The sequence below is a fragment of the Streptomyces sp. NPDC001549 genome, from assembly GCF_042894025.1.
GTDB classification, from domain to species: domain Bacteria; phylum Actinomycetota; class Actinomycetes; order Streptomycetales; family Streptomycetaceae; genus Streptomyces; species Streptomyces kutzneri.
On record NZ_JBIAVJ010000038.1, the window covers coordinates 44,176 to 55,006 of the forward strand.

The following is a 10,831-nucleotide window of genomic DNA, read 5'->3' on the forward strand; positions in this document are numbered from 1 at the left end:
CGCGTCAGTCCTGCTCTGTCCCGGAAATCCCGCGCCGGCACGCATCGTTCCCGGTCGCACAGACAACGGAAGCGAACGCGCCGGTTCCGATCTTGGCGAAGTTGTCCATCGAGTCCGTACCTGGCGCGAAATAGCCGGTGTGGCTCTTGGCCCGGGCCGAGGACAGCAGCCGCGCGCCGAACGCCGGGGAGACCGGATCGGCGCCGTGGCCCAGGCCGCCGACCTCCAGGTGCGGTACGTCCGCGATCCAGTCGCCCTCGTCACGCGTCGCCCAGACCCGCGCCGAGGTGTGCAGCCCGGCGACGTTCTCCGCGCGCATCCCGGGGCTGCCCGCCACCACCACGTCGGTCACCCGGCGCGGCAGCTCGTGCGCCGCGACCCCGCAGACGACCGATCCGTAGCTGTGGCAGAACAGCGCCACGCTCGCGTCCCCGGGCAGGGCCGCGGTCAGGGACTTCAGCAGGACGGCGCCGTCGACGGCCATGCGGCCCGTGGCGGCGTCCACGCCGATGCCGGTGGGGGCGGTGTAGCCGGCCCAGGCGATGACCGCCGTCCGGCTGTCCGGGTCGGCCGCCCGCTGGGCCTCGTACAGGGACTCGGCCATGCCGACCGGGGAGGTCAGGCGGCGCTGGGTGCGCTCGAAGGTGAGCACGTCGGTGTCGACACCGGGGACGATCACCGAGACCCGATCGGCCCCGCTGAGGTCACCGAAGACCTCGGCCACGCGGCCGTTGCCGCTCGGGTCGAAGGCGAGGATCTGGCGGCCCGGCTCGGTGAGCGAGGCGAAGCGGTGGGAGCGCCGGGTGGCCGTGGACCGGTCGGCCGGAGTCAGCGCGACATCGCGGCTGCGGGCCTCCTCGACCCGGCGGGCCTGTTCCAGGCCCTGCAGGTTGGCCCGGTAGCGGACGGCCGCGGGGGCCCCTTCGAGGTTGCCCACGACGAGCGGGTAGCCGTCGGCGAGCCGGGCGCGCTGGGTCCCGTCGAGGCCCGCGAAGAAACGGGCCACCGTCCGTGCGGGGGCGTCCGCGGGGGGCATCGGGCGGCCGTCGACCCGGGCCTTGGCCCAGGCGCCGAGGGCTGCGACCCGCAGCGGGGTGTCCTTCTCAGGCCGGTGCACGGCCGTCCAGCCGGTGGTCGCCAGCATGATGAAGACCACCGCCAGCGCGAGCAGGGCACGCAAAGCGGCAGGGCGCGGGTCGGCGCCGAGGGCGGTGGGGTGGGCAAGGCCGGGCACGTTCACTGTGACCAGCCTATGAGACGTCTTACGCCACAGGCGTGCCGGGTGACAGGACTCACGGCCGACCGTGGGACTCCGTGAGGCCCGGGCGGAGCACCCGCCGGCGCGTCGGCGGACCGGACGGCACCGGCCGCCGGGCTACGCGGACCCCCGCCAACTGGAGGTCAGCGCCGGGCCGATCCGGTCGAGGTAGGTCACCGTCAGCCTTCGGATCGACTCCACACTGGTGTCCTCGCCCTGCCCCCAGAGCCGCCCCGTGACGCGCATCACACCGCAGAACGCGGCGACCGCGACCCGCGGCCTCGGATCGGCGTCCACGTCCAGACCCTCGCGGGCGCCGATCAGCCGGGAGATCCGCTCCTCCAGCTCCGTGGAGCGCCGCAGGTGCACGGCGAGCAGGGCCGGGGTGGACTCGATCAACCGGTAGCTGCGCATGTAGAGATCGACCGGGACCACCTCGGACAGGGTCAGCTCGACGCTGTCCCAGGCGGCGAGCGCCGCGCCCCGCAGGGCCTCGAAGGGCCCCTCGGCCGCCGGCCGGGCGTGCAGTTCGGCGACGAACCGCGACTCGACCAGCTCCTGGAGGGCGAAGACGACCTCCTCCTTGTTGGCGAAGTAGCGGAAGAAGGTGCGCTGGGACACGTTCACGGCGTCGGTGATCTCGTCGACCGTGGTGCGCTCGTACCCCTGGGAGAGGAACAGCGGGAGGGCGGCGCGCAGCAGCGCGTTCCGGGTGCGCCGCTTCTTGCGTTCGCGCAGTCCGGTCACCGGCGCGGCCGTCGCCGACCGCTCGTCGATCATCAACGCGGGGCTCCCTCCTGACGCCGAGTGGGCGGTCAGCGTACCGGCGGCCGACGGGGTGGCGACCGCTGAGTCAAGCCGTTTGCGACGCGCCGTCCGAGGTCCTCGGCCGGCCCGCGGGAGCGTTCGCGCATGACACGTTCGGGTGCGGGCCCGGCGGGGTTCGCACCCCGGCCGGGGCGGCCGCGAGCCCGGCCCCGCGGCTCCCGGAAGCGTCAACTCCGTAGGTACGAAGGCTATGCCGGAGGGCCGCGCCGGGGCTGTCGCCTATCTGGGTGGACCCGCCCGGGGCCTCTTCCGCCCGCCCGTCGTCGCAGGTCAGCGTGGTGTCGGCGGAGCTCCGGAAACGGTCCGGGCGCCCGTCGTCAACAAGGAGTTGACCCGTCATGCGTACGTGTCGAAGCACCCGCGCCACCACCACGACCGCCCTCGCCGCGACCGTCCTGGCCCTCACCGCCCTCCTCCCGAGTACGGCCACCACGGCGCACGCCGCGGGCCCGCCGACCCTCGGGGCCTGCGCGACCGGGCAGCTGTGCCTGTGGGCGAAACCGGAGTTCAAGGGGGCGCGGCAGACGCACGAACTCAGCACCCTGGACATCAACAGCTGCACCGCGCTGCCGGCCGGGACCAGCGCCCAGTCGCTCACCAACCGCACCGGGCGCCCGGTGACCACCTACCAGTCGGCCGAGTGCGCGGAGACGGGCGAGTTCCAGACCTATCCGGGCGACGGGGTCTGGCTGCCCCAGTCGCCCTACCAGGTGCGGGCGTTCAAGGTGTGGGAGAGGTAGCTTCCCGCTGCGCCGGGGCGTTCGGCGGGTCGGCCGCGGCCGGGGTCGAGGCCACGGCCACGGCTGCGCCCGTGGCCACGGCCGTGGTGCCGCCCAGCCGGGCGACCTCGCCGCGCAGCGCCCGTACCTCGTCCTGCAGTTCCCGGATGGCCGCCAGCTGGAGCATGTCCGCCCGGTCGTCCCGTTCGAAGCGGGAGATGAACCAAGCGGCGATGTTGGCCGTCACCACACCGAGCAGGGCGATCCCCGACAGCATCAGACCGACGGCCAGGACCCGGCCGAGGCCGGTGGTGGGCGAATGGTCCCCGTACCCGACCGTCGTCATCGTGGTGAAGGACCACCACACGGCGTCACCCAGGTTCTTGATGTTCCCGTCGGGGGCGTCCCGCTCCACACTGAGCACCGCCAGCGAGCCGAACATCAGCAGCCCCACGACGGCCCCGGCCACATACGTCGTCAGCTGGATCTGCGGGGCCATCCGGGCCCGCCGGCCCACCAGCATCAACGTGGCGACCAGTCGCAGCAGGCGCAGCGGCTGCACGAGCGGCAGCACCACGGCGGCCAGGTCCAGCCAGTGGGTCCGGACGAAATGCTTGCGGTCCGCCGCGAGGGCGAGGCGGACCAGGTAGTCGACGGCGAAGGCCCCCCACACCACCCATTCGACGTAGGTGCACGCCCCGTGCACCTCCGCACGCGCGTCGGGGGCGACGATGGGCACGGCGTACGCCACGGCGAAAGCCGCGGCGAGCAGGAGCAGCGGGGTCTGGCTCCGCCGCTCCCACAGCAGCTGGCGGGAGGGTTCCTTCATGCCGAGCATCGTAAGGAACCCGTAAAGGAGAGCGGGCCCCGGCCGGAGCCGGGACCCGCCCGCCGCTGTGATCCGTCCTGCCGCGCAGCGACTACGCGTCGCCGCCCGCAGCGCCCGGGTCCGCCGCCGTCACGTCCAGCAGCTGGTACCGGTCGATCGCCTGCTTCAGCACCGAGCGGTCGATCTTCCCCGCCCGCGCGAGCTCGGTGAGCGTCGCCAGGACCACCGACTGGGCGTCGATGTGGAAGAAGCGCCGAGCGGCGCCACGGGTGTCCGCGAAGCCGAAGCCGTCCGCGCCCAGCGAGGTGTACGCACCCGGCACCCACCGCGAGATCTGGTCCGGAACCGCCCGCATCCAGTCCGAGACCGCCACGAACGGCCCCTCCGCACCCGACAGCTTCCGCGTCACGTACGGGACGCGCTGCTCCTCCTCCGGGTGGAGCAGGTTGTGCTGCTCCACCTCGACCGCCTCGCGGCGCAGCTCGTTCCAGGAGGTCGCCGACCAGACGTCCGCCCGGACACCCCAGTCGGCCGCCAGGATCCGCTGCGCCTCCAGCGCCCACGGCACCGCCACGCCCGAGGCCATCAGCTGCGCCCCGATCGTGCCCGCGGTGCCCTGCGACACCCGGTGGATGCCCTTGAGGATGCCGTCCACGTCGACGTCCGCCGGCTCGGCCGGGTGCTGGATCGGCTCGTTGTAGACGGTCAGGTAGTAGAAGACGTCCTCCGCCTCGGGGCCGTACATCCGCCGCAGACCGTCCTTGACGATGTGCGCGATCTCGTAGCCGTAGGCCGGGTCGTACGCCACGCAGCCCGGGTTCGTCGAGGCCAGCAGCTGGGAGTGACCGTCGGCGTGCTGGAGGCCCTCACCCGTGAGGGTGGTCCGTCCGGCGGTCGCGCCGAGGACGAAACCGCGCGCGAGCTGGTCGGCCATCTGCCAGAACTGGTCACCCGTGCGCTGGAAACCGAACATCGAGTAGAAGACGTAGACCGGGATCAGCGGCTCGCCGTGCGTCGCGTACGCCGAGCCCGCGGCGATCAGCGAGGCCGTGCAGCCCGCCTCCGAGATGCCGTCGTGCAGCATCTGGCCGGTCGGGGACTCCTTGTACGCGAGCAGCAGGTCGCGGTCGACCGCCTCGTACTGCTGGCCCAGCGGGTTGTAGATCTTGGCGCTCGGGAAGAAGGCGTCCATACCGAAGGTGCGGTACTCGTCGGGCGCGATCAGCACGAAGCGCTTGCCGATCTCCTTGTCCCGCATCAGGTCCTTCAGGATGCGGACGAAGGCCATGGTCGTGGCGATCGACTGCTGCCCGGACCCCTTCTTGGCGGCCGCGTACGTCGTGTCGTCCGGCAGCTGCAGCGGCTTGGCGCGCACCACGCGGGTCGGCACGTACCCGCCCAGCGCGCTGCGCTGGTCGTGCATGTACTGGATCTCGGGGGAGCTCGGGCCCGGGTGGTAGTACGGCGGGGCCCCGCCCTCCAGCTGCGCGTCCGTGATCGGGATGTGCAGACGGTCGCGGAAGCGCTTGAGGTCGTCGACCGTCAGCTTCTTCATCTGGTGCGTCGCGTTGCGGCCCTCGAAGTTCGGGCCGAGCGTCCAGCCCTTGACCGTCTGGGCCAGGATCACCGTCGGCTGGCCCTTGTGGGCCTTGGCCGCCGCGTAGGCCGCGTAGACCTTCTTGTGGTCGTGACCGCCGCGGCCCAGGTGCTGGATCTGCTGGTCGGACATGTTCTCGACCATCGCCCGCAGCCGCTGGTCGCCGCCGAAGAAGTGCTCGCGGATGTACGCGCCCGACTCGGTGGCGTACGTCTGGAACTGCCCGTCGGGCGTGGAGTTCATCTTGTTGACGAGGATGCCGTCGCGGTCCTGGGCCAGCAGCGGGTCCCAGGAGCGGTCCCAGATCAGCTTGATGACGTTCCAGCCCGCGCCGCGGAAGATCGACTCCAGCTCCTGGATGATCTTGCCGTTGCCGCGCACCGGGCCGTCGAGGCGCTGCAGGTTGCAGTTGACGACGAAGGTCAGGTTGTCCAGACCCTCACGGGCCGCGATCGACAGCTGGCCCAGCGACTCCGGCTCGTCCATCTCGCCGTCGCCGAGATACGCCCAGACGTGGGACTTGGAGGTGTCGGCGATACCGCGCGCCTCCATGTACCGGTTCATCCGCGCCTGGTAGATCGCGCTGATGGGGCCGAGGCCCATCGAGACGGTCGGGAACTCCCAGAAGTCCGGCATCAGCCGCGGGTGCGGGTAGCTCGAAAGGCCGTACGGGGCCTTCGACTTCTCCTGGCGGAAGGAGTCGAGCTGCTGCTCGGTGAGCCGGTCCAGGAGGTAGGCGCGAGCGTAGATGCCGGGGGAGGCGTGGCCCTGGAAGAAGATCTGGTCGCCGCCGTCGCCCTCGTCCTTGCCCCGGAAGAAGTGGTTGAAGCCCACGTCGTAGAGGGAGGCGGAGGAGGCGAACGTGGCGATGTGGCCGCCGACGCCGATACCGGGACGCTGGGCGCGCGAGACCATGACGGCCGCGTTCCACCGGGTGGCGTTGAGGACCTTGCGCTCGATCTCCTCGTTGCCGGGGAAGAACGGCTCGTCCCGGGTGGCGATCGTGTTGACGTAGTCCGTGCTGCGCATCTCCGGCACGGCCACGCGCTTCTCGCGGGCCCGCTCGATCAGCCGCAGCATCAGGTAGCGGGCCCGTTCACGGCCCCGCTCGTCGACTGCGGCGTCGAGGGAGTCGAGCCACTCCTGCGTCTCCTCCGGATCGAAGTCCGGGACCTGACTCGGCAGGCCGCCAATGATGATCGGATTGCGATCGGATGCGGAAGCCACGCTGTTCCTTCGCTGTCGGGGGAGTCGTGCCTGGGGTTCGCCGCCTCCCATGCTCTTACGCTGGGCCGAAATCTTCATCTTTACCACCGGGTAATCCCTGGAAACCGCAGGGAACCCGGGAGGGAAGGATCGGCGGCGATCCGTCGCGAGTCCGGCCAAACCGCAACCTTACGCCCAAGACGGGCGCCGCCTTCGTGAGACCGTTCGTCCCTCAAACAGGTAGGAAAGTCCTCAAGCGTCGACGATGATGCCGAATGAGCTGGAATGGTGTGGGATGAATCACGAGAGGTGCACACGGGAAGGCTGAAAGTTGCGGCGAGACGGCCGCAATCGTCACCGTTTCGACGGTCTCGGCGGCCGGGTACTTGCGCGATCCGCCGCGCCCGTGTGGACTACGGCCAATGCTGCGCGTACGCGCGCCGCCAGAAGACATTCACCGAACATGAGCAGGAGGCACCCCGTGAGCGCGACCGCGGACCACGCGGAGAGCCTGGCCGCCCGGCTGGGTTTCCAGTCCGAACAGGTGGTCCAGGAGATCGGCTACGACGACGACGTCGATCAGGAATTCCGTGACGCCGTCGAGAAGCTCGTCAGCGAGCTGGCCGACGAGGACTACGACGACGTCGCCGACGCGGTGTTGTTGTGGTTCCGCGACGAGGACGGCGATCTGACGGACGCCCTGGTCGATGCGACCGAGCTGGTCGAGGACGGCGCACTGATCCTGCTGCTGACCCCCAAGACGGGCCGTGACGGCTACGTCGAGGCCAGCGACATCAGCGAGGCAGCCGAGACGGCCGGCCTCTCGCTTGCCAAGGGCCTGCCCGTCGGCAAGGAGTGGACCTCCACCAAGCTGGTGACGCCGAAGGCCGCCAAGGCCAAGCGCTGAGCCGTACGCCCGCAGCCAAGCGGACGCGCACCCCGCCGACCAGGTGACCCCGGTCTGCGGGGTGTGTGCGTTCCATGACCTGCCCACGTCCAGGGCCTAGTCTGTGACTCACCCGAACAGCCCAACGCGGGGATGCGGGAACGAAGGGATGCGAGAGATGGCGATCGAGGTCGGCGACAAGGCCCCGGACTTCGAGCTCAAGGACAACCACGGCGCCACCGTGCGGCTCTCCGACTTCCGGGGCGAGAAGGCAGTGGTGCTGCTCTTCTACCCGTTCGCCTTCACCGGCGTCTGCACCGGCGAGCTGTGCGAGCTGCGCGACCAGCTCCCGCGCTTCCAGAACGACGACGTGCAGCTCCTGGCCGTCTCCAACGACTCCGTGCCCACCCTGCGGGTCTTCGGGGAGCAGGAGGGCCTGGAGTACCCGCTGCTGTCGGACTTCTGGCCGCACGGGCAGACCTCGCGCGCCTACGGCGTCTTCGACGAGGACAAGGGATGCGCGGTCCGCGGCACCTTCATCATCGACAAGGACGGCGTCGTGCGCTGGACTGTCGTCAACGGACTGCCCGACGCGCGTGACCTGAACGAGTACATCAAGGCGATCGACAGTCTCTGAGCGCGCCCGAGCGGGCCGTACATGCATTTTCCCTGCGAAAACCGCTTACAGGCGGGAACCCGTCACTAGGATCGAAACGTTGATCCGGTAGCTCCCCCGGTCACGGCCGGGAGGGCCCCCTGCACGACGGGGCACCGCCCCACACACAGAACCCAAATGGAGGACCCGTGGGAGTCAGCCTCAGCAAGGGCGGCAACGTCTCGCTGACCAAGGCCGCGCCTAACCTGACGGCGGTCATCGTCGGTCTGGGCTGGGATGCTCGCACCACCACCGGTGTCGACTTCGACCTCGACGCCAGCGCGATCCTGACCAGCGACCAGGGCAAGGTCACCAGCGACGCGAACTTCGTCTTCTTCAACAACCTGAAGAGCCCCGACGGCTCGGTGGAGCACACCGGTGACAACACCACCGGTGAGGGCGAGGGCGACGACGAGGCGATCAAGGTGAACCTGGCCGGCGTCCCGGCCGACGTTGCCAAGATCGTCTTCCCGGTCTCGATCTACGAGGCCGAGAGCCGCCAGCAGAGCTTCGGCCAGGTCCGCAACGCGTACATCCGCGTGGTGAACCAGGCCGACAACACCGAGCTCGCGCGTTACGACCTCTCCGAGGACGCCTCGACCGAGACCGCCATGGTCTTCGGCGAGCTGTACCGCAACGGTGCGGAGTGGAAGTTCCGCGCCATCGGCCAGGGTTACGCATCGGGCCTGCGCGGCATCGCGCAGGACTTCGGCGTCAACGTCTGAGCCTGAGAGCAGTCCGTCCGTCCGGCGCCGTGCACTGTGTGTACGGCGCCGGACCGGCTTTACCCGCGGATACCACCGCGGGCGGCACACCGCACCACCGGCACACCGCATGCAGCGCCACGGCACACAGCAGCAGCACGGCACGCAGCACCACGGCACACAGCAGCACCCGCCAGGCCGCACCACACCCGCCACATCGCACCGCACCGCACCGGCACATCGCCATATCGCCACACCGTCGTCCGGGGAGGACCACAACATGGGCGTCACACTCGCCAAGGGGGGCAATGTCTCCCTCTCCAAGGCCGCACCGAACCTCACCAGGGTTCTGATCGGTCTCGGATGGGACGCGCGCTCGACCACGGGAGCCGACTTCGACCTCGACGCCAGCGCGCTGCTCTGCAACAGCGGCCGGGTGCTGGGGGACGAGTACTTCGTCTTCTACAACAACCTGACGAGCCCCGACGGCTCCGTCGAACACACGGGGGACAACCTCACCGGCGAGGGTGAAGGCGACGACGAGTCGATCATCATCGACCTCACCAAGGTGCCGGCGGCCGTGGACAAGATCGTCTTCCCGGTCTCGATCCACGACGCGGACTCCCGTCGGCAGAGCTTCGGCCAGGTCAGCAACGCCTTCATCCGTGTGGTGAACCAGGCCGACGGCCAGGAACTGGCCCGCTACGACCTGTCCGAGGACGCGTCCAGCGAAACCGCGATGATCTTCGGCGAGGTCTACCGGTACGGGGGCGAATGGAAGTTCCGTGCGGTGGGGCAGGGGTACGCGTCGGGGCTCCGAGGCATCGCTCTAGACTTCGGGGTCAACGTTTCGTAAAGCCGTACAAGACGATGGGGTGCCAGTGGTTCTCAAAACCTTCGGCTGGTCGTTCGCAATCACTGCGCTCGGTCTGGTCGCAGCGGTGTTCTACGGGGGGTGGCAGGCCTTCGGTATCGTCGCGATCCTGTCGGTCCTCGAGATCTCGCTGTCTTTCGACAACGCGGTGGTCAACGCCGGAATCCTGAAGAAGATGAATGCCTTCTGGCAGAAGATCTTCCTCACCATCGGCGTCCTGATCGCGGTCTTCGGTATGCGACTGGTCTTCCCCGTTGTGATCGTCGCGATCAGCGCCAAGATCGGGCCCATCGAGGCCGTCGAGCTTGCCCTCAACGACAAGGAGATGTACGAGCAGCTGGTCACGGACGCCCACCCGTCCATCGCCGCGTTCGGTGGCATGTTCCTGCTGATGATCTTCCTCGACTTCATCTTCGAGGACCGTGACATCAAGTGGCTCGCGTGGCTGGAGCGTCCGCTCGCCAAGCTCGGCAAGGTCGACATGCTCTCCGCCTGTATCGCGCTGATCGTCCTGGTCATCGCCTCGATGACCGTCGGCGCCAATGCCCACCAGCACGGTGGCATCCACGTGGACAAGGCGCAGACCGTCCTGATCTCCGGAATCCTCGGTCTGATCACCTACATGGTCGTCGGCGGCCTCTCCGGCTACTTCGAGAACAAACTGGAGGAAGAGGAGGAGGCCGAGCACGAGGCCGAGGAAGAGGCCAAGAGGACCGGCAAGCCCGTCTCGGCCGTCGCCATGGCCGGCAAGGCCGCCTTCTTCATGTTCCTCTACCTCGAAGTCCTCGACGCCTCCTTCTCCTTCGACGGGGTCATCGGCGCCTTCGCCATCACCAACGACATCGTGCTCATGGCCCTCGGCCTCGGCATCGGTGCCATGTACGTCCGTTCGCTGACCGTCTACCTGGTCCGCCAGGGCACCCTCGACGACTACGTGTACCTGGAGCACGGCGCGCACTACGCCATCGGCGCCCTCGCCGTGATCCTGCTCGTCACCATCCAGTACGAGATCAACGAGATCATCACCGGTCTCGTCGGCGTGCTGCTCATCGGATGGTCCTTCTGGTCCTCGGTGCGCCGTAACAAGCGCCTGGAACTGGAGGGTTCCACCGCCGAGGCATGACCACGGCGGTAATGCGGAACGCTCCATTGCGGGGCGGGGGGGCGGGGGGGGGGGGGCGGGGGGGCGCCCCCCCCCCGGGGGGGCGGGGGGGGGGGGCGGGGCCGGGGGGGGGGGGGGGGGGGGGGGGGGGGCGGGGGCGGGGGGGGGGCCCC

Annotated in this window: 10 protein-coding genes; 6 read left to right on the forward strand and 4 right to left on the reverse strand. The window is 69.6% G+C overall.

Annotation, left to right across the window (positions count from 1 at the left end):
• Window positions 1–4: 4 nt before the first annotated feature.
• Window positions 5–1,156, reverse strand: coding sequence for an alpha/beta hydrolase (locus ACFY04_RS39515; protein WP_389125140.1), 1,152 nt, complete (start codon window positions 1,154–1,156; stop codon window positions 5–7).
• A 219-nt stretch (window positions 1,157–1,375) separates the two neighbouring features.
• On the reverse strand, window positions 1,376–2,038 hold the full coding sequence (locus tag ACFY04_RS39520; RefSeq protein WP_389125123.1) for a TetR/AcrR family transcriptional regulator: 663 nt from the start codon (window positions 2,036–2,038) through the stop codon (window positions 1,376–1,378).
• A 386-nt stretch (window positions 2,039–2,424) separates the two neighbouring features.
• On the opposite strand from ACFY04_RS39520, the gene ACFY04_RS39525 reads away from it, so the two are divergent.
• Window positions 2,425–2,826 (forward strand): peptidase inhibitor family I36 protein, encoded by a 402-nt coding sequence (locus ACFY04_RS39525; protein WP_389125126.1) that lies wholly within the window; start codon window positions 2,425–2,427, stop codon window positions 2,824–2,826.
• On the opposite strand, the gene ACFY04_RS39530 is transcribed toward ACFY04_RS39525, so the two are convergent.
• Together ACFY04_RS39530 and aceE are read right to left on the reverse strand one after the other, a co-directional pair.
• Complete coding sequence (locus ACFY04_RS39530) at window positions 2,807–3,634, reverse strand: potassium channel family protein (RefSeq protein ID WP_389125129.1); 828 nt, start codon at window positions 3,632–3,634, stop codon at window positions 2,807–2,809. The two genes, ACFY04_RS39525 and ACFY04_RS39530, sit on opposite strands and share 20 nt — an antisense overlap.
• Window positions 3,635–3,725: 91 nt before the next feature.
• Window positions 3,726–6,458 (reverse strand): pyruvate dehydrogenase (acetyl-transferring), homodimeric type, encoded by a 2,733-nt coding sequence (aceE, locus tag ACFY04_RS39535; protein WP_389125130.1) that lies wholly within the window; start codon window positions 6,456–6,458, stop codon window positions 3,726–3,728.
• 460 nt (window positions 6,459–6,918) lie between these two features.
• On the opposite strand from aceE, the gene ACFY04_RS39540 reads away from it, so the two are divergent.
• The 5 genes from ACFY04_RS39540 (at window position 6,919) to ACFY04_RS39560 (ending at window position 10,679) form a co-directional block, all read left to right on the forward strand.
• On the forward strand, window positions 6,919–7,344 hold the full coding sequence (locus tag ACFY04_RS39540) for a DUF3052 domain-containing protein (RefSeq protein ID WP_030009300.1): 426 nt from the start codon (window positions 6,919–6,921) through the stop codon (window positions 7,342–7,344).
• 157 nt (window positions 7,345–7,501) lie between these two features.
• Window positions 7,502–7,960: a peroxiredoxin gene (locus ACFY04_RS39545; protein ID WP_389125132.1), complete on the forward strand. Its 459-nt coding sequence runs from the start codon at window positions 7,502–7,504 to the stop codon at window positions 7,958–7,960.
• 167 nt (window positions 7,961–8,127) lie between these two features.
• Window positions 8,128–8,703 (forward strand): TerD family protein, encoded by a 576-nt coding sequence (locus ACFY04_RS39550; RefSeq protein ID WP_030009302.1) that lies wholly within the window; start codon window positions 8,128–8,130, stop codon window positions 8,701–8,703.
• A gap of 259 nt (window positions 8,704–8,962) precedes the next feature.
• A complete protein-coding gene (locus ACFY04_RS39555) occupies window positions 8,963–9,538 on the forward strand; it encodes a TerD family protein (RefSeq protein ID WP_389125135.1) in 576 nt (191 codons plus the stop codon).
• Window positions 9,539–9,563: 25 nt separating this feature from the next.
• On the forward strand, window positions 9,564–10,679 hold the full coding sequence (locus ACFY04_RS39560; protein WP_189964011.1) for a DUF475 domain-containing protein: 1,116 nt from the start codon (window positions 9,564–9,566) through the stop codon (window positions 10,677–10,679).
• The last annotated feature ends 152 nt before the right edge of the window (window positions 10,680–10,831 follow it).